The 17,679-nt window shown below is 66.6% G+C and carries 15 protein-coding genes; 6 read left to right on the plus strand and 9 right to left on the minus strand.

Features of this window, described 5'->3' with window-relative positions:
- The first annotated feature begins 115 nt into the window (after positions 1–115).
- The 3 genes from CXQ88_RS00465 to CXQ88_RS00475 all read left to right on the plus strand — a co-directional run bounded on the left by CXQ88_RS00465 (position 116) and on the right by CXQ88_RS00475 (position 3,233).
- Positions 116–1,492 carry an amino acid permease gene (locus tag CXQ88_RS00465; protein WP_104042226.1) on the plus strand — a complete coding sequence of 459 codons (1,377 nt, stop codon included), beginning with the start codon at positions 116–118 and terminating at the stop codon, positions 1,490–1,492.
- A 179-nt stretch (positions 1,493–1,671) separates the two neighbouring features.
- Complete coding sequence (locus CXQ88_RS00470; RefSeq protein WP_104042228.1) at positions 1,672–2,499, plus strand: alpha/beta fold hydrolase; 828 nt, start codon at positions 1,672–1,674, stop codon at positions 2,497–2,499.
- A gap of 86 nt (positions 2,500–2,585) precedes the next feature.
- Positions 2,586–3,233, plus strand: coding sequence for a phosphoribosyltransferase (locus tag CXQ88_RS00475; RefSeq protein ID WP_104042229.1), 648 nt, complete (start codon positions 2,586–2,588; stop codon positions 3,231–3,233).
- An 80-nt stretch (positions 3,234–3,313) separates the two neighbouring features.
- Here the strand turns inward: CXQ88_RS00475 and CXQ88_RS00480 are convergent, their stop codons facing one another.
- Positions 3,314–4,645, minus strand: coding sequence for an MFS transporter (locus tag CXQ88_RS00480; protein WP_104042231.1), 1,332 nt, complete (start codon positions 4,643–4,645; stop codon positions 3,314–3,316).
- A gap of 283 nt (positions 4,646–4,928) precedes the next feature.
- Here CXQ88_RS00480 and CXQ88_RS00485 point away from each other — a divergent pair, with 283 nt between their 5' ends.
- Complete coding sequence (locus CXQ88_RS00485) at positions 4,929–5,663, plus strand: IclR family transcriptional regulator (RefSeq protein ID WP_104042232.1); 735 nt, start codon at positions 4,929–4,931, stop codon at positions 5,661–5,663.
- Between the two features lie 25 nt (positions 5,664–5,688).
- Here CXQ88_RS00485 and CXQ88_RS00490 read toward each other — a convergent pair whose 3' ends face one another.
- From CXQ88_RS00490 to CXQ88_RS00505, 4 genes are all read right to left on the minus strand, one after another.
- Complete coding sequence (locus CXQ88_RS00490) at positions 5,689–7,026, minus strand: MFS transporter (RefSeq protein WP_104042233.1); 1,338 nt, start codon at positions 7,024–7,026, stop codon at positions 5,689–5,691.
- A 90-nt stretch (positions 7,027–7,116) separates the two neighbouring features.
- Positions 7,117–10,191, minus strand: a complete 3,075-nt coding sequence (locus CXQ88_RS00495; RefSeq protein ID WP_104042234.1) for an AAA family ATPase — start codon at positions 10,189–10,191, stop codon at positions 7,117–7,119.
- Positions 10,188–11,378 carry an exonuclease SbcCD subunit D gene (locus CXQ88_RS00500; RefSeq protein ID WP_104042235.1) on the minus strand — a complete coding sequence of 397 codons (1,191 nt, stop codon included), beginning with the start codon at positions 11,376–11,378 and terminating at the stop codon, positions 10,188–10,190. The genes CXQ88_RS00495 and CXQ88_RS00500 overlap by 4 nt, the downstream gene beginning before the upstream one ends.
- Positions 11,379–11,434: 56 nt before the next feature.
- On the minus strand, positions 11,435–12,421 hold the full coding sequence (locus CXQ88_RS00505) for an aquaporin (RefSeq protein ID WP_104042236.1): 987 nt from the start codon (positions 12,419–12,421) through the stop codon (positions 11,435–11,437).
- A gap of 160 nt (positions 12,422–12,581) precedes the next feature.
- On the opposite strand from CXQ88_RS00505, the gene CXQ88_RS00510 reads away from it, so the two are divergent.
- Positions 12,582–13,682, plus strand: coding sequence for an ADP-ribosylglycohydrolase family protein (locus CXQ88_RS00510; protein WP_104042237.1), 1,101 nt, complete (start codon positions 12,582–12,584; stop codon positions 13,680–13,682).
- On the opposite strand, the gene CXQ88_RS00515 is transcribed toward CXQ88_RS00510, so the two are convergent.
- Together CXQ88_RS00515 and CXQ88_RS00520 are read right to left on the minus strand one after the other, a co-directional pair.
- Positions 13,663–14,142, minus strand: a complete 480-nt coding sequence (locus tag CXQ88_RS00515; RefSeq protein WP_104042238.1) for a DUF4395 domain-containing protein — start codon at positions 14,140–14,142, stop codon at positions 13,663–13,665. The genes CXQ88_RS00510 and CXQ88_RS00515 overlap by 20 nt on opposite strands.
- Positions 14,143–14,214: 72 nt before the next feature.
- On the minus strand, positions 14,215–15,228 hold the full coding sequence (locus tag CXQ88_RS00520) for an exonuclease domain-containing protein (RefSeq protein WP_104042239.1): 1,014 nt from the start codon (positions 15,226–15,228) through the stop codon (positions 14,215–14,217).
- 147 nt (positions 15,229–15,375) lie between these two features.
- Between CXQ88_RS00520 and CXQ88_RS00525 the strand changes: the two genes are divergently transcribed.
- Positions 15,376–16,170 carry a DedA family protein gene (locus CXQ88_RS00525; RefSeq protein ID WP_104042689.1) on the plus strand — a complete coding sequence of 265 codons (795 nt, stop codon included), beginning with the start codon at positions 15,376–15,378 and terminating at the stop codon, positions 16,168–16,170.
- 101 nt (positions 16,171–16,271) lie between these two features.
- Here CXQ88_RS00525 and rdgB read toward each other — a convergent pair whose 3' ends face one another.
- Together rdgB and rph are read right to left on the minus strand one after the other, a co-directional pair.
- Positions 16,272–16,922, minus strand: coding sequence for an RdgB/HAM1 family non-canonical purine NTP pyrophosphatase (rdgB, locus tag CXQ88_RS00530; protein ID WP_104042240.1), 651 nt, complete (start codon positions 16,920–16,922; stop codon positions 16,272–16,274).
- Positions 16,919–17,677, minus strand: a complete 759-nt coding sequence (gene rph / locus CXQ88_RS00535) for a ribonuclease PH (RefSeq protein ID WP_104042241.1) — start codon at positions 17,675–17,677, stop codon at positions 16,919–16,921. Before rph ends, rdgB begins: the two co-directional genes overlap by 4 nt.
- Positions 17,678–17,679 lie beyond the last annotated feature (2 nt).

Below are 17,679 nucleotides of genomic sequence, written 5' to 3' on the forward strand. Positions count from 1 at the left end.
TGTTCTGCCCTTGCGGGGTTGTGGTGCCGACTACGCGCTGCAGGACGGGAGGCGGTAAATTCGATAGGTCCCACGAGGAGCCACCCACCACACCCCAAGAAGGTTCAGCAGCAAAATGACGATGAAGTCCACCGAAGTGCACGCACAAGGCCATCTTGGCCACACCATGAAACCCCGCCAGCTCACCATGATGGGCCTGGGCAGCGCCATAGGCGCCGGGCTGTTCCTGGGATCCGGTGCCGGTGTGCAGGCGGCCGGCCCGGCCGTGCTCATCTCCTACCTGGTGGCAGGCACGCTGATCATCCTGGTGATGTGGGCGCTGGGCGAAATGGCTGCCGCGAACCCGAACAGCGGCGCTTTCTCCGTGTATGCCGAGCGGGCCCTTGGAAAGACAGCCGGCGCCACCATCGGCTGGCTCTGGTGGCTGCAGCTGGTAGTGGTGATCGCTGCCGAGGCGCTGGGAGCTGCCGGGCTTCTGTTCACGGTGTGGCCGGTGATTCCGGTGTGGGCGCTGGCACTGATCTTTATGGTCGTCTTCACCGCCATCAACCTCACAGGCGTCCGGAACTTCGGTGAGTTCGAGTTCTGGTTCGCCATCCTCAAGGTTGCCGCGATCGTCCTGTTCCTGGCGGTGGGCGCCGCCCTGCTGCTGGGGCTGCTGCCCGATGTGGCGTCCCCCGGCCTGGCTAACCTGACGGCAGACTTTGCCCCCGCCGGACTTGCCGGTATCGCCTCCGCCCTCTTTGTGGTGATCTTCGCCTTCGGCGGCACCGAGATCGTGTCCGTGGCGGCGGCAGAGACCGAAGACCCTGAACACAGCGTGGGCAAGGCCATCAGGACTGTCGTCTGGCGCATCCTGGTTTTCTACATCGGCTCCGTTTTTGTGATCGCCACGGTCCTGCCGGCAACGTCGGAGAGCCTGGCATCACCGTTTGCCGGTGTTCTGGACGCGGCCCGGATCCCGGGTGCCGCAACGGCGATTACCCTGGTGGCCGTCGTCGCGCTCCTTTCCGCGTTGAACGCCAACCTCTACGGGGCCTCACGGATGGTCTATTCCCTTGCTGAGCGGGCCGAAGCACCGCGGTTCCTCACGCGGCTGAGTCGCGCCAGCGTGCCCATGCTGGCTGTCGGGGTGTCAGTGGCATTCGGTTTCGTCGCCACGGTCCTGGAACTGCTGTTCCCGGAGCGGATCCTTCCGGCACTGTTCCAGCTGGTGGGATCCACCTGCCTGGTGGTGTGGGGCAGCGCGCTGGTCTCGCAGCTGATCCTGCGGCGCCGGGCAGACCGCGAGGGCACGCCGCTGCCCCTGCGGATGAAGGGCTTCCCGGCCCTTACCATCCTGGGGCTCGTCCTGCTGGGCCTGATCTTCGCGGTGGGCTTCAGCGCCGAGAGCAGCCGCATCCAGCTCTTCAGCACTATCGCCCTGATTGCGGGGATCGCTGTAGCCTGCGCTGTGGCCGCCCGGTTCACCACGAGGTCCCGGCCCAACTAGGTCGCGTTAAGTTCGTTTCTACGGTTCAGAACGACACTTAGTGCTACCCGGTCGGAGGTGATGGCCGGCCCGTACACCCTTGGGATTCCTGCGCCTGCAGGCAGGTAGAGTAGTCCCGGAGTACGAGGTTCCGAAGCGCCGGGTCCGCCCGGGCGCCGTAGTTGATGAGGACTGACACCATGAGCGGCAGGCACACCGGCGAGCAGCATTCGCACACAGTAGAGGGCACAGATCCCCAGTTGTACGTGGGGGTGCATGATCCCGCCGTGGATGCCGGGCTCCGGCCCGTCCTGTTGCTGCATGGCTTCTCTTCCTCCAGCAAGCTCAACTGGGAGGACACCGGCTGGGTGGCGGCGCTGCTCGACGCCGGCCGCCGCGTCATCACCGTGGACCTGCCAGGACACGGCCGCAGCGGGGCGCCTGAGGACCGGGATTCCTACTCCCCCAGCAGGATCCGGGCGGACCTGCTCCAGGTAGCGTTCGACGCCGGCGTGCGGCCCGTGCAGGACGGTGACGCCTCCAGCGGGCTGGACATAGTGGGTTACTCCCTTGGTTCCCGGCTCGCCTGGGAGTTTGGAGCCACGCAGCCGGAGATTGTGCACCGGCTGGTGCTGGGCGGGCCAAACGTCGCGGACCCGCTCGCGGCCTTCGACCTCGTCGCTGCCCAGGATTACCTCGCTGACGGGACCCCGATCGCTGACGAATCCACCGCCCGGCTGCTGAAAATGGCGCTGCTGCTGCCCAGCAACAACATCTTTGCGCTGCTCTCCCTGGTCGAAGCCATCAAAGCCGAGCCTTACGACCCGGCAGAGGCCGTGCCTCATGTGCCGATGCTCCTGGTGGCCGGCGACAAGGACGAACGCGCCGCCAGCCTGCCGCAGCTGGCTGACCTGGCGGGCAAGGCCGGGGGGATGGTTGAACAGGTGATGCTGCCGGGCCGGAACCACACCAACGCCATCACCAGCCGGGCCTTCAAACAGGCAGCCATCACTTTCCTCTCGGTCTAACAAATTCCGGTCCGCCTGCCGGCTGTCTCCTGCCGCCCCTTTCCCGGCGGTAGGCTGAAGTGAGGGCTGGAAGCCGGGAGGGAAATATGCTGACGCGCTTTGAAGACCGCACTGAGGCCGGCGAGAGGCTGGCCGCGGTACTCGCGCAGTTCCGTGAGCGGCCCGGCACCGTAGTCCTTGGCCTGGCCCGGGGCGGCATCCCGGTAGCGGCTTCGGCCGCCAAGGCCCTTTATCTCCCGCTGGGAGCTGTCCTGGTACGAAAGCTCGGCATTCCGGGGCACCAGGAAACTGCCTACGGCGCCCTGGCATGGACCCGCGGCCGAACGGTCCGCCTGCTCAACAAGCCGCTGATGGACCGGGTCCTGGAGCACGGAGTACGCCAGGAGCTGCTGGATGAGGTGGAGCACCGCGAGCGCGCCGAACTGCTCCGCCGCGTGCACGTATATCCGGGGATAGACCACGACCTCGCCGGCAAGACAGTCCTGCTGGTTGACGACGGCCTCGCCACCGGCGCCACCATGCGCGCCGCCGTGGAAGCCGTCCGCGAGGGTGGAGCGAAAATTGTAGTGGCCGCCGCCCCTGTCGGTTCCATCGAAGCGGAAGCCTCCGTGGAGCGGGTGTGCGACGCCGTTCTGTGCCTGCATCTGCCGGGCAAGTTCCGGGCCGTGGGCAGCTTCTACCGTCACTTCGAACAGCTCACGGACGATGACGCCATCAGTTTCCTGAAGCAATAACAGCATTTTCTGGTCCGTACCGCTGATACGGCAGCGGGCCCGGACCAGTGCGGTCCGGGCCCGTGCGAGTTCCGGTGGGGTCAGTGGTGGCTGACGCCCAGCGGGCGGCCCTTGGTCTCCTTGGCCAGCAGCACGCCGATGGCCGAGATGACGCAGAGGACCATGATGTAGATACCGATGGATCCGGCCCACTTGGTGGTCTGCAGCAGTGTTTCGGCGATGGTTGCGGCGAAGGCTCCGCCCAGGATGGCGCCGAACGCGTACCCGATGGAGATGCCGGAGTACCTGACGTTGGCCGGGAACATCTCGGCGTACATGGCAGACATGGGCCCGTAGGACAGGCCGAGGCCGATGGTGAGGACAAACAGCGCCACGCCGTAGAGCCAGATGTTCCTGGTGTCGATCAGGGCGAACATGGGAAGCATCCAGGCGAAGATGATGGCGTAACCGATGAGGAATGTCTTGACCCGGCCGATGCGGTCGGAGAGCCAGCCGCCCGCCAGGGTGAAGATCAGCCAGCCGAAGGACGCCAGGGTGGTGGCCAGCAGGACCTGGGGTGTCGGCATCTGCAGCGTCCTGGTGGCGTAGGCGATGAAAAAGGCGATCAGCAGGTAGCCGGCAGCGTTATTGCCGATGAAGATCAGGGTGGAGTACAGGACCGGCCTCTTGTGGCTGCGGACCAGCACTCCCAGCGGCGCCTTGCTTTCCTGCTTCCGCGCGGCCATTTCCTGGAAAACCGGGCTTTCCGCAACAGCGCGGCGGATCAGGTAGCCCACCACGATAAGGACGATGGAAAGCAGGAACGGAACCCGCCAGCCCCACGCGGCAAAGTCCTCCCTGGACATGCCGGTGTTCAGGAAGAAGAGGAGGCCGGTTGCCAGGATCATGCCGATCGGCACACCGATCTGGGGATAGGCGCCAAACAGGCCGCGCTTGTTCAGCGGCGCATGTTCTACTGCCATCAGTGCTGCACCGCCCCACTCGCCTCCCGCCGAGAAGCCCTGGATGATGCGCAGGGTGATCAGGAGGATGGGCGCCCAGGCACCGATCTGCGCGTAGGTGGGCAGCATGCCAATGAGTGCGGTGGCTGCGCCCATCATCACCAATGTGAAGACAAGCATTGCCTTGCGGCCCAGGCGGTCGCCCAGGTGGCCGGCCACCACTGCGCCCAGCGGGCGGAAAAGGAAGCTGATGCCGATCAGTGCAAAGGAGAGGATTTGCGCCAGGCCAGGGTTGGACTCGTTCAACGGCGCCAGGAACAGGGGTGATAGCAGCGTTGCGGTCAACTGGGCGAAGATGAAGAAGTCGTACCATTCGATGGTGGTGCCGACCAGGGTGCCGGCGAGGACTTTACGCTCCTCACGCCGGGTGCTGGGACCAGCAAGCGTATCCACCTTGGAAGGTGTGGTCATTGAAACTCCATTGTTTTTCGGCAGCTACGCTGCAGGGACGCCTTCAGGATTACCGACAGAACGGTCAGTTAGTAAGAAGGGTACTACGAAAGTGTGAGGCGGGACACGCCTTGGCTAAATCCCGCTTCACCGCGTTTTGCCGGCCGGCAATTGGTGGCAAGTGGACTGCCATGCCCACAAGTTCTATATTTGAACCGCCGTTTCGTATTGCGGACGCAACGCGCAGCCGAAACCCGGTATGTGAGCGGCGGCACCACCAAAAGAGCAACCTAGGATGGACAGCATGAGCCCCACCGCCGCAGCCCCGGCCGGAGCAGCGCCGGCACAGGCTTCGCCCTCCCAGACTCTTTCCCGCGGCATCCGCGCCCTTGAGATCCTGGCCGCCGCGCCGGGCCCCATGACTATCGCCGAGCTCGCCGACGCCATGGGTGTGCACCGTTCCGTGGCTTACCGCATCCTGCGCACCCTCGAGGACCATTCGCTCCTGGTCCGTGACGACGGCGGCCGGGTCCAGCCCGGGCCCGGCCTCGCCGTGCTGGCCCGGAGCGTTTCGCGGGACCTCCAGAGTGCCGCCCTTCCCGAACTGACCCACCTGGCCAACACACTGGACATGACAGCGTTCGTAGCTTTATGGGATCACCACGACTGCATCACCCTGGTCACAGTGGAACCGCGGCATTCGGGCGCGACGGTGGCCCAGCATCCCGGCACCAGGCACCCCATCAATGCCGGTGCGCCCGGCATAGCCATCCAGTCTGCGCTCACTGAAACTGAATGGGACCGGCTGGAGACAGGCGTTCCCTACCGGCCCGAAGCAGCCGTTGCCAGGCGCGCCGGGTATTCTGCCAGCCATGACGAGGTCATTGCCGGAGTCTCCTCCCTGGCCGCACCCGTCCGTGTGCCGGGCGGCCGCCCGGCAGCACTCGCCGTCGTCTACATCCGCTCTGCCCACGACCCTTCAGTGGTGGGCGCGGCGCTCGCCGAGAGCGCTACCAGGATTGAACGGCAGCTGGCCTAGGCGTGCGTCAGTTGCCTGAGCCCCGTCAGCGGCGGGCGCTGCGGCGTTGAAGTACGACGGCGGCTGTGGCGCCGAGGAGGGCCAGCGCGGCTGCCGCGCAGGCGGGAACGAGGAAGGCCGCCGCGTAGCCGTGGTCCTGCGCCAGCCGGCCGCCAAGGGATGAGCCAATCGCGGTGCCGGCCACGATGCCGCTGGCGAGGGCGGTCATAACCGTGCCCAGCCGCCCCTCCGGGGCCAGCACCCCGCCGACAGCGAAGACGGTAACCATCACCGGGCCTACGGGGACACCCAGGATCAGCAGCACTGCCACCATCGCACCCAGGGACGATGGCACCAGCAGGAGAACGGCCAGTCCGGCCATCAGCGCAGCCGACACCACCCAGCGCCAGGAAAGGTTGAAACGCTGCGGCCAGTAGGCAACTGAAAGGGCCGCAGCAGCGGAGCTGAGCCCCATCACTGCATACAGCAATCCGGCGATTTCGGAGGTGGCGTAGCTGGCGGAGAATGAGCTCAATGCCGCCTGCGTCGAGCCGAAGAACGTACCCATGCACACCATGGCAACCACTGGCAGGGCAACGGCGGCAGGCATCTTGGCCCGGGAGAGGCGTTCTGCTGCCGGAACCGCGTGGCGGGCCGCCGGCACCGCGAGGTGGGTGCGGTGTGCGGCAAAGGCGGGCACCAGTGTGATGGTCATGGCTGCCGCCAATGCGAGCGGAAGCCAGGGTGCCAGGAGGCTGGCAAGGATTCCCACGAGCGCAGGTCCCAGCACAAAAGTCACTTCGTCGGCCGTGCTTTCGTACGAGAGCGCCGTGTCCAGGTCCCGTCTGTTATCCGGCGCTTTGCCCCGCGACGTCAGCGCCATCCACCGGACGCGGGCCAGCGGACCGACCTGCGGGCAGCTGGCCCCCGAGAGGAACGCGGCGGCCAACACGGCAGCGGGAAAACTTCCGGACGTTCCCATGGCAGAGGCCGCAAGGATCAACGCCACCACGGCCACGGTATTAAGGACGGCAGCCCACAGCAGCATGGGGCGTTGGCCCCGCCTGTCTGCCAGGGCTCCCAGGACCGGAGCGCCGAGGGCGGAGCCAAGGCCCACGGCACCTGCCGCGGTGCCGCCCAGCGCATAGGAACCGCTGTTGGAGGTGACCAGGGTCAGGGTGCCCACGGTGAGCATGGCCAAGGGAAGCCGGGCAAAAAGGCCCAGGGGAATGAAGCCTCGGCCGGCGAGATGGGGAAGCCTGGCGAAGCGGCCGCCGGAAGCCGGCTGCGCGGGAGCCTGCGTGGCAGGTTCCGGTGTGGCGGGAAGGACGGCGTGCCCCGAAGCAGGGGGCTGGCCAGGTGAAAGGGATGTGGATGATTTCAATTCCGGGCTCGTTCAGTCATGCGCATCGTCCCTCCTCCCGATGCGCGAAACCCGGTAACTCTCCTAGTATATCGGCCCTTCCGTGCCCCCTCAGACCGGGACGTCCAGGGCTTCGGCGATCCGCAGCGTGGATCCATTCCTGGTCTTCAGTACCTGCAACTGCGTGCCGATCCTTTGCTTCATCTCCCCCACATGGCTGACGAGGCCTACTACCCTGCCGCCGTCCCGCAGGCCCTCCAGGGCGTCCATCACCTGTTCCAGGGATTGCTCATCGAGGCTGCCGAATCCCTCATCCACGAAAAGCGTCTCGATTTCCACTCCGCCGGACTCCTGCTGGACTACGTCTGCCAGCCCGAGTGCCAGGGAGAGTGAGGCCATAAAGGATTCGCCGCCGGACAGGGTGGACGTGTCCCGGCGGTGCCCGGTCCATTGATCCACCACTTCCAGGCCCAGCCCGGACTTTGCACCGCGCGCAGCCTTCGCGTCAGTGTGCTGCAGGAGGTACCGGCCGTCACTCATGGCCACCAGGCGTTCAGACGCGGCGAGGGCAACCTGCTCCAGCCGCGCTGCCAGCACGTAGCTGTTCAGGCTCATCCGGTAGGTGTTGTCTCCCCGGCCGGCCGCTGCGTCCGCCAGGCCGGTAAGCATGCGGGCCCGGTCTGCGGGCCCCCGGGCGGACCCGGCCAGCTCCTCATAGCTGACACGGATGGTGGCCAGCGACTCGAGGCAGCGCTTGGCCATGCCTGCTGCCAGGTCCGCATCACGCGCTTCCCTCAGGAAGGCTGCAGCCTCAGCCTGCAGGACGGCGAGCTGCTGCTCATCCGGTGCAAGTCCGGCAGCCGCTTCCTCAATGGCGAGCACGATGTCCTCCGAAGCGAACAGCTCCGCCACCCTTGCCGCCTCGTCCTGCGCAGAACGCATTTCGGCTTCCAGGGCAGCAGCTTCACTGCCGGCCAGCAAGTGTTCGCGCGCCTCGTCAGCGGTGGCGAACCCGGCTTCCGGCAACGCCTGCTCCAGCTGTTCCAAGGCTTCGGCAGCCTGGACTTTGGCAGAGCCGAGCTCAGCCTGGGCGTCAACGGCTTTACCCAGCATTGCAGCCGCGTTTTCCAGGGCACGCAACCGGTGGGCAAGGCTACGGTGACCGGCCCTCAGTCCTGCCAATGCCTGGTCGAGCGAGGACGCCTGTTCGGCCACGTCCGCAATGGAGGACAGCACCTGGGCCAGGTCGGCCTCGGTGCCGGCACGTGAAGCCTGTGCAGCTGCGATGCCCACTTCGAGCGCTTCAAGCCTGGACCGGGCTGCCGAGAGCTCGCCAACTGCCTGTTCGGCGTCGGCGGCAGCCCGGCGGGCTTCTTCGGCCGCGCTGACGGCCTCCTCCTTGGCAGTTTCCCCGCCTTGGCCGGCGAGGACGGCTACCAGCTGGTTTGCCTCGGCCAGCTTGTTGCCCGCCGCCAAGGACCCGGCGTCAGCGGCTTCATACAGCTGGTGGGCTGCTTCCTCGTCCTGGGCAAGTCCCGGGCCGCCCCCATCCCCCGCCGCCGGCAGGGGGTGGTCGGAGCTTCCGCACACCGGGCACTGTTCCCCGTGCACCAGCTTGGCCGCGAGTTCGGCGGCGGCGTTAGCCAGCCGCTGCTCCCTCACGTCAAGCCAGTGCCGTTTGGTCTCCAGCTGGTTCTCCCGGGCCACGTCGTGTTCCAGTTTCACGGCATCACGGGCCGACACTGCCGCAGCGTACCGCCGGACCACGTCCAGCAGCTCCTCCGCCGCCGTTGCTTCCTTCCCGCGCAGGGCGGCCGCTCCAGCACGCACCTCCAACCGCCCCAGGCCGTCGGTGAGGCGCGACCGTTCATTGAGGAGGCTCTCCACACGGCTGGCCAGCGCGGCACCGGCCCCTGTGAGGTCCTCCTGTTTGGTCAGCAGCTGCTTGTGCTTTGCCCGGAGCGCCTTGAAACGGTCTTCGTCAGGAAGCCTCGCTTCCACCACGGCCAGCAGCGACCGAATCCGGTTCAGCTCGTCCGCTGCACCGGGAACTGCCGCGGGCCCGGCCAGGTCCAGCGCGTCGTCTGCCGGGAAGCCGAGGTCCAGCTGGGCCAGTTCGGGGTCTTCATCGGCAGCGAGGCGAAGCAAGGTGAAAGCCGATTCCATCGCGGCAGCTGCGCGCCGGACTTTAACCGCTCCGGCATCGACACTCCGCAGTTGTCCGGCGAGTACCTCTGCCTGGCGGTGCCGGCCAAGCCGGAGGGTGACACCTTCCAGCCGCGGCAGGGCTTCCTGCGCGGCGGCCTGCCTCATGGTGGCTTCCTCCAGCCTGCGGTGCCGGTCCCGGCGTGCGGTCTCCGCTTCGACGCGGTTGGCACGTTCCCGGCTTGCCGCTTCCGCGGTCTTCGCCTGGTCCGCCAATTCGCGCAGGCGTTCGCCGGCAGCATCCTTCAGCCAATCGAGCCGTGCAGCAGTGTTGTCCAGGGACGGGCCGCCGGCCTCGTCAAGCTGCAGGGTTGCGGATTCCGACTCAGCCCGGGCCGCCAAAAGCTCAAGCTGGCCGGCAAGGACCGACACTTCTTCTTTCGCTTCCTGCGCCTGGCGGGACAGCTCCTGTTCAACTGCTTCGAACCGTTGCGTGCCAAAAAGTTTCTGCAAAAGCTCAAGCCGGTCGGTGGCCTTCGACCGCAGGAAGGCTGCAAAATCACCCTGCGGCAGCATCACCACCCGGGTAAATTGCTCACGGTCCATTCCGAGCAGGGCGAGTATTTCCGCGCCGGCCTCATCATTGCGGGCCGACTTTTCAACCCATGCCCCGTCCACGCGTTCCCGCAGGAGAGTCTTGGCCTGCTGGGTGGTGAACCCGTTCCTTCCCCTGGCGCTGGGCTTTTCCCAGGCAGGCGAACGTGTGACCTCGAAGCGGCGGCCCTGGGCGGAAAATTCACAGCTGACAGCGGGTTCCTGGCCCGGCCCGGCGTGGTCGCTGCGCAGGCGTTTGCCATCCTGGCGTGCTCCGGGAACCGAGCCGTACAAGGCGAAGCAGATGGCGTCCAGCACACTCGTTTTTCCCGCGCCGGTGGGGCCATTGAGCAGGAAAAGGCCATGCGCGCTGAGCCGGTCGAAATCGATGTCCTCGGTGCCGGCAAAGGGGCCGAATGCGGAGATGCGGAGGTGGTGGATCCTCATCGGGAAACCTCGTGGAGGCGGACGTTCTCCAGCGCGCCGGCGAGCGCGGCCTTCTCTGCATCGTCCGGGATGCGGCCGCGCACGTGCTCCAGGAAACCGCAGCATACGGCAAGGTCATCAGGTGCTTCGGCAAGCCTGCTGCTGTACGTCGAGGCGGCGGTGGCCGGTCCACCCTCGGGGTCAAACCCGAGCACCAGGGTGTCAGGGAAGCGCGCGCGAAGGCGGTCCATGGCCCGGGCAGGACGCTGGGCGTCTGTCAGGGTCACCTGGCAGTAGGCGGTTTCAGCCCATGTGTGTTCGGGCGACTCGAGCAGATCGGCCAGAGGACCGCGCAGCACGGCCAGGGTACGCGGGGCATCCCACAGGAGTTCCTCGACACCGGTGACCCCGTTGGCATCAATGTCTATCAGCCAGGCGCCCTTGCGGTGGGAGGCCTCGGAAAAGGAGTATGCAAGCGGGGAGCCTGAGTACCGGACCTGGGGCGAGAGGGACTGCCGCCCATGCAGGTGGCCCAGGGCGGTGTAGCTGAAGCCGTCAAAGAGGTCGAGCGGGACCGCACCTACCCCGCCGATGCTGAGGTCACGTTCGCTGTCAGAGCTTATTCCCCCGCTGGCAAACGTATGGGCGAGAACCACCGAGTGCACTGTTGCCGACGCTGAGCGGCGTTTGATGTCCTGCCGGATCAGTTCTGCTGCCGCGCGGGTGACCTCGAAGTGGCTGGCAGTCTCGACACCCAATTGTTCGGCCACAAGCCGAGGTTCGAGCCAGGGTATTCCGTAGATGGCCACCAGGGCTTCGCCAGCAGACGCTCCCTCTTCGGCAGCTGCACCTGCAGGCAGCAGCAGTGGCTGGTCCAGGCTCTCCAGCCTGGTCCGCAGGTGCACTCCGCCGCGCTCCAGCAAACGGGAGGCGAACCCCAGCCTGATGGCGGAGTCATGGTTGCCGCTGGTGAGAACCACCTGGGCCCCCGCCGAGGTCAGCCTGACCAGAGCGTCGTCCAGCAGGTGGACCACATCCACGCCCGGGAGGGCGCGGTCGTAGACGTCCCCGGCGATCAACACAACGTCCACGGCATGCCGGTTGACGGTGTCCACCAGTTGGTCGACAAACGCCCGCTGCGCATCCAGCATGCCGACGCCGTGGAAGGACCGGCCCAAATGCCAGTCCGATGTGTGAAGTAACCTCATGTTCCTAAGCTATCGGCTGCCACTGACAGTTCCGGCAACCGCCGCAGGTGCCACAATCAGCCCTGCTTGCCGTCAAAGAACTTCTGGGCTTCGCTGGCCTCGCTGCTTGTGTCCTTCCCGGTGGTTGCGTCCGTCCCGGCCGCTTTCCCCGCCTCGTTCCCGCTGCCGGCCTGGCGCGCGTCAACCGCCTCAAAGCCGTCGGTTTCGAGCCTGTCGGCCTCAAGCCCACCGGCTGTGTTGTCCACTCCCCCTGCGGCCAGCGGAGATTGCCCGGCGGGACCGGACGTGTGAGCACTGCCGAAACTCCTAAACGCCAGCCCGGCCACGGCAGCGCCCACGAGCGGAGCTGCAACAAACACCCAGACCTGTTCTACAGCCCAGCCCGAGCTGAACACGGCCGAGGCAACGGCCCGGGCGGGATTGAACGGCAGGTTTCCAACGGACAGGCCCAGCTGCAGGAGGACGGCGAAGGACAGGCCTACAGCGACCGGTGCCGCCGATCTGCCGCTGTTGTCCCGGCCGGCCGTCCCGAGGAAAACGGCCACGATGATTGCGGCTCCGATCATTTCCAGAAGCAGCACTGCCGCCAGCGGCGCCTGGATGATGGAGTGCTCACCGAAGCCGGCCGTGACGGTATCAAAGGCTGTCCGGGTGTCCGCGATGCCGGGCAGCGTGCGCAGGATCCCGTAAAGGGCCAGTGTCGCCACCATTCCTCCGGCCAGCTGCGCGCCGGCATATGCTGCGGCTGCGCCGGCACGGATTTGGCCGGCGAGGAGGTGGCCGGCCGTGATGGCAGGGTTGAAGTGACCGCCCGAAATGTGCCCAAAGGCCAGCATGGCGGCAGTAACGGCAAGGCCTGCGGCAAGGGCGGCAGGCAAGGGGCTGGATTGCGGAAGGCTGAACAGCGGTACGCCGAGTCCCGCGAGGACCAGGAAGAAGCTGCCGAACGCCTCGGCGGTCAACCGTGGCAGAAGCCCTGGCCGGGCAGCTTCAGATCGGGACGGCTGCAGTGCGTCGTGACGGGCCGGGACAGGCGTACTCATGGTGGCGACCTTCAGGTAGGCGGACGGGGTTTGCCTTCGGGCAACCCCGGCATTATTCCAGCGACGGCTGTGCGTTCGCTGGGCAGGGAGCGGCCGGCGCGGTGCCGGCCGGCGTCGGCACGCGTCGGGCAGCCACGGCGCACCACGGTAAATTTACTGCATGAGCATCGAGCCGGACACGTCCACGCCCTCCCTCAAGTCCCGCATCCATGGCTGTCTCCTGGGCGGTGCACTGGGCGACTCCTTGGGCTACGCAGTGGAGTTCGACTCGATTGACCAGATTCGGGGCCGCTTTGGCACCTCCGGGCTGACGGGCTTCGAAGCCCTCGCGGGAAGCAGCCACTTCTCCGACGACACCCAAATGACGCTCTACACCGTGGACGGCCTGGTGGAGGCGCTGGAATGGGCGAACTCCGGGGTGGGCGCGGACGTTAACGCCTGCCTGTGGCTCGCCTACCTGCGCTGGCTCACAACGCAGGGGGAAGCGGCCCCGGCATCGGCTCCCGTGGCCCCGTCCCGCTGGATCGACGAACAGCGGGTGCTGCATCAGCGGCGGCACCCCGGCAAGGCCTGCATCTCCGGCCTCGCAACGGGTGAAATGGGCACCTCCATCAGGCCCGTCAACCGCGAGTCCAAGGGTTGCGGGACAGTGATGCGGTCCGCCCCGTTCGGACTGATCCCGCACATAACGCCCGACGCCGTCTATAAGTTGAGTTCCGATGCCGCCTCCCTGACGCACGGCCACCCGTCAGCGCGCCAGAGCGCCGGAACGTTCAGCCTTCTCATCCACCGCCTCGTGGCCGGTGACGGGCTGCGGGAAGCTGCGGCGGCAGCAGTTGCGCACGCCGCCGGATTTGAAGGTGTGGCCCCCGAGCTGCCTGACCGGCTGGAGGGCGCACTCCGGCTGGCCGGCAAGGGAATCGTGACGCCGGAGGAAATGGTCCAGGCACTCGGCGAGGGCTGGGTGGCTGAGGAAGCATTCGCCGTTGCACTTTACGCCGTCCTGGCCACCCTCCCTGACGACGGCGGGGCGGCACCCGGCGCAACCGCGGACCAGGCGCAGCACTTCCGCAGCGCGGTAGCCCTGGCCGTCAACCACAGCGGCGACAGCGATTCAACCGGTTCAATTGCCGGAAACATCCTTGGCGCCTTTTACGGCGAGGATTGCCTGCCCCGCGACTGGCTGGATGCCCTGGAGGCGCCGGACGTCATCCGCGGCATGGCAAACCAGCTGGTGAAGGTCACAACCGGCGAAGGCTGACGTTGTTGCAGGCTTCGCAGACGTCTTCCGGAATCAGGCCGCGCCGCTGCAGGAACCCGAAGATCACGCAGCCAAGGCAAAATCCGGCGAACGCCTCAAGCGACGCCGCGACGATAAGGATCCCCAGCACCGTCCAGGCCGCAGGTGCGGCGCCGGCGGCGAACAGGAGGAGCGCCACGGTGGAAACGACAGCTCCCATGCCTTGGGCGAAGCGTTTGGGTGGCCCCGGAACCAGCTTGACCCGGCCCAGCCGGGGCGTGATGACCTTGACAGAGAGCAGTGCCAGCGGCGAGATGCGGGGGCCGAAGAGCAGCCGCAGCCAGAATCCGACGGCGATGGCCAGCAGTCCCCATCCCGACCCGGCGGCTGCGGTCACCAGTGCCAGCAGCACAACAAGGCCGGCCGTCACGCGCGCGGCATACTCGTTGACAGGATTGGGGAAGGCAAACAGGGAGCGCATGAGCCAAGGCTAGGGGCGGCCGACGCCGGGTGGAAGCTTTGTTGCGCCCCATGAACCTGGACGGCCTGGACCTCAGGCGCTGACGCCTGCGGCAGCGAAGCTGCCCACCATCTGCAGGAACTCCCCCTCGGAGAGGACCTCGATGGCCTGACCGCGCCCGTGGAGCTCCAGTACGCGCCGGGCTTTGCCCGTGAGCCTGCCGGAGCGGAGGTCCGAAGCCACAAAGCCGTCCCCCACCACCAGGACCGTGGTCCGTCCTGTGACGCGGCTTTCGGGCCGGGCACCAAGCTCTGCCGAGCGCACCTTCGCTTCCGGCCGGCCCATGGAAAGCTGTCCGGTGAAAACAACCGTCTGGCCGTAGAGCGGATGGCCGGGGTGGGCATCGGGGTTGGGGTCCGGGTTGGCCCCCTCCTCAGGCCAGCCCGACTGGAACGGCCGGACGAGCGCCGCTCCGCTGCCGGCTGCACTGGAGACCGCGGCCAGGCTCGGCTTCGACAACCCGTCACGGGCCGGGTCGAAGGCCTCCTGGCGCGGCATCACGAGCCCCAGGGAAAGGTAGAGCTCGGCGATGCTGTTGGCTCCGTTGCGGCCGGCGATGTCGACGAGGATGCCTGCGCACGCCCGCGCGTCCTCGGCGGCGTCGTGGTGATTAACCAGGGGCACGCCGGCTTCCTCGGCGGCGAACGGCAGGGAGTTGGACACCAGTGAGTAGCACCGCCGGGACAGCATCACGGTGCAGACGTAGTCGTATCCCGGGCCCGCGAGGCCGGAGACCTCAAGGCCGGACCGGATGACTCCGAGGTCAAAGGCAGCATTGTGGGCGGCAAGGATGTCATCGCCGATGAAGGCGCCGATTTCGGGGAAGAGCTCCCCAAAGCGCGGCATTCCCGCCACGTCCCGGGCGGTGATGCCGTGGATGCGGACGTTGTGGTAATCAAAATGGTCGTAACTGGCTGGCGGGCGCATCAGCCACGACGCTTCCTCGACGATCCGTCCGCCCCGGACTTTCGTCAGTCCTACGGCACAGGGCGAGCCCCGGAATCCGTTCGCAGTCTCGAAGTCGATCGCCGTAAAGTCCAAACCCACGGGCCAACAATACCTCCGGCGGCTGATCTTCCCGCGTCAGCCGTGCGGCCCTGTCACGGATATCACCAGTACGGCCTTTCGGGAGTATCCAGTTACGGCAGGGGCGGGAGGTACGTCAAGTACCCTTGAGGGGTGAACTTTCCTGTGATGAACGACTTCGCCGTGTCCATGCTGGGTGGTGCGGGACCGGTGCAGCCACAGCTGGCATCTTTCCTCCCCGACTGGCTGAACCCCCAGGTCTTCCTGGCCGATCCTGCCCTGGCACCCTGGGTGGTCCTGCTTGTATGCGGCATCGTTTTCGCGGAAACCGGGCTGCTGGTGGGCTTCTTCCTGCCGGGCGACTCCATGCTTTTCACCGCAGGCCTGCTGGTGGCCACCGACACCATCAAATTCAATGTCTGGCTCTTTGCGCTGCTCATTATTGTGGCGGCCATTATCGGCAACCAGACCGGATACCTGATTGGTTCCAAAGCCGGCCCGGCCATTTTCAACAAGCCCAATTCACGCCTCTTCAAGCGCGAAAATGTTGAGAACGCGCACGCCTTCTTCGAAAAGCACGGCGGCAAAGCGCTGATCCTTGCCCGCTTCGTTCCGATTATCAGGACATTCGTCCCCGTCATCGTCGGCGTCGCCCAGATGAACAAAAAAAAGTTCTTCCTCTTCAACGTTATTGGCGCCGTCCTCTGGGGCGGCGGCGTGACGCTCCTGGGTTACCTGCTGGGCGACCGTATTCCCTGGGTCCGCGACAACCTTGACATCATTTTCATCGCCATCGTCCTGGTCTCGGTCCTGCCTATCGGCATCGAGGTCCTCCGCGGCCTGTCCGCCAAGCGCCAGGCGAAGGCCTACGGCACCGACCCGGTGGACGAGTTCATCGAAGAACATGCTCCCGAGAACGAGCACAAGACCCCCCGCAACATCCAGGGCACCCGCTCAGAGTAGGTCACCGAGGCGCCGTCCGTGCCGCCTGCCTGACTTTGGAACCTTAAACAGCTGTGCTCCCCGTTTCGGCGGGGAGCACAGCTGTTTTAACGAGGTATGCCCTAGCGGTTTTGCAGGGCCTCCACGACGGCAGGCAGGAGCGCCCGGAAGGCCTTGCCACGGTGGCTGATCGCGTTCTTCTCAGCGGCGGACAGCTCCGCGCAGCTGCGGTTCTCCCCTGCCGGCTGCAGCACGGGGTCGTAGCCGAAACCGCCCTCGCCGCGGGGTTCGCGCAGGAGGACACCCTCGAGCTGCCCGTACTCCACCACCTCGCGGCCCGGGGCTGTGTCCGTCCCGGGTACCGCCAAGGCTGCGGCGCAGACGAAAGCCGCGCCCCGGTGGGCGTCCGGCACATCGGAGAGCTGGTTGAGCAGCAGCCGCAGGTTCGCTTCGTCGTCCCCGTGGCTGCCGGCCCACCGCGCCGAGAAGATTCCAGGCGCCCCGCCCATCACGTCCACCGCAAGGCCCGAGTCGTCGGCAATGGCCACCAAACCCGTCGTTTCAGCGACAGCGCGTGCCTTCAGCAGCGAATTCTCGGCGAACGTAACACCGGTTTCGACGACGTCGGGGGCACCTGCCGCCGCGGCGTCCACCACCTGCGTGTCGACGTCGAGCCCCGGCACCTGCCCTCGCAGCAGTTCGCGAAGCTCCCGGAGTTTGCCTTTGTTGTGGGTGGCAAGCACCAGGCGCGGCGCGGCGGGCGCCGCGCTCACAGGCTGTCTGCCAGGGTTTCGCGCTGGATGGCTGCGAGCTGGGTGGTGCCCAGCAGGGCAAGATCCAGGAGCTGGTCGAGTTCCGCCCGGTCAAAGGGCGCCCCTTCGGCGGTACCCTGCACTTCCACGAACTTGCCGGAGCCCGTAACCACCACGTTCATGTCGGTCTCCGCCCGGACATCCTCAACGTAGGGCAGGTCCAGCATGGGAACCCCGTCGATGATTCCCACGGACACCGCCGCGATGGTGTCAATGAGGGGCTGCGCGTTCCTGGCGATGAGCTTGTTGTCGCGCGCGAACCGGATGGCATCCGCGAGGGCAACGTAGGCGCCGGTGATGGCTGCGGTCCGGGTTCCGCCGTCCGCCTGGAGGACATCGCAATCCAGCACGATGGTGTTCTCGCCCAGGGCTTTGGTGTCGATGATGGAGCGCAGGGAGCGGCCGATGAGCCGGGAGATCTCGTGGGTGCGGCCGCCGATTTTGCCCTTGACGGATTCACGGTCGGACCGGGTGTTGGTGGCCCGCGGGAGCATGGCGTACTCGGCCGTGACCCAGCCGCGGCCCTCCCCCTTGAGCCAGCGCGGCACTCCGGCCGTCAGGGACGCCGTGCACAGGACCCGGGTGTTTCCGAACTCGATAAGGGCCGATCCTTCGGCCTGGTTGGACCATCCGCGGGTGATGCTGATGGGCCGGAGCTGGTCCGGGGCGCGGCCATCGGCACGCACAATGGGCACTGCAGTTGCTTCAGAAGTCATGC

The organism is Arthrobacter sp. ZGTC412 (genome assembly GCF_002929215.1).
In the GTDB taxonomy this organism is placed as follows: Bacteria; Actinomycetota; Actinomycetes; order Actinomycetales; family Micrococcaceae; genus Arthrobacter.

Excerpts from the sequence above, each read along its gene's own strand:
- CXQ88_RS00500 (WP_104042235.1), bottom strand. The coding sequence starts at position 11,378 with ATGAGGTTACTTCACACATCGGACTGGCATTTGGGCCGGTCCTTCCAC.
- CXQ88_RS00480 (WP_104042231.1), bottom strand. The coding sequence starts at position 4,645 with ATGACCACACCTTCCAAGGTGGATACGCTTGCTGGTCCCAGCACCCGG.
- CXQ88_RS00510 (WP_104042237.1), top strand. The coding sequence starts at position 12,582 with ATGAGCATCGAGCCGGACACGTCCACGCCCTCCCTCAAGTCCCGCATC.
- CXQ88_RS00485 (WP_104042232.1), top strand. The coding sequence starts at position 4,929 with ATGAGCCCCACCGCCGCAGCCCCGGCCGGAGCAGCGCCGGCACAGGCT.
- CXQ88_RS00470 (WP_104042228.1), top strand. The coding sequence starts at position 1,672 with ATGAGCGGCAGGCACACCGGCGAGCAGCATTCGCACACAGTAGAGGGC.
- CXQ88_RS00515 (WP_104042238.1), bottom strand. The coding sequence starts at position 14,142 with ATGCGCTCCCTGTTTGCCTTCCCCAATCCTGTCAACGAGTATGCCGCG.
- rph (WP_104042241.1), bottom strand. The coding sequence starts at position 17,677 with ATGACTTCTGAAGCAACTGCAGTGCCCATTGTGCGTGCCGATGGCCGC.
- CXQ88_RS00495 (WP_104042234.1), bottom strand. The coding sequence starts at position 10,191 with ATGAGGATCCACCACCTCCGCATCTCCGCATTCGGCCCCTTTGCCGGC.
- CXQ88_RS00505 (WP_104042236.1), bottom strand. The coding sequence starts at position 12,421 with ATGAGTACGCCTGTCCCGGCCCGTCACGACGCACTGCAGCCGTCCCGA.
- CXQ88_RS00465 (WP_104042226.1), top strand. The coding sequence starts at position 116 with ATGACGATGAAGTCCACCGAAGTGCACGCACAAGGCCATCTTGGCCAC.
- CXQ88_RS00475 (WP_104042229.1), top strand. The coding sequence starts at position 2,586 with ATGCTGACGCGCTTTGAAGACCGCACTGAGGCCGGCGAGAGGCTGGCC.
- CXQ88_RS00525 (WP_104042689.1), top strand. The coding sequence starts at position 15,376 with ATGAACGACTTCGCCGTGTCCATGCTGGGTGGTGCGGGACCGGTGCAG.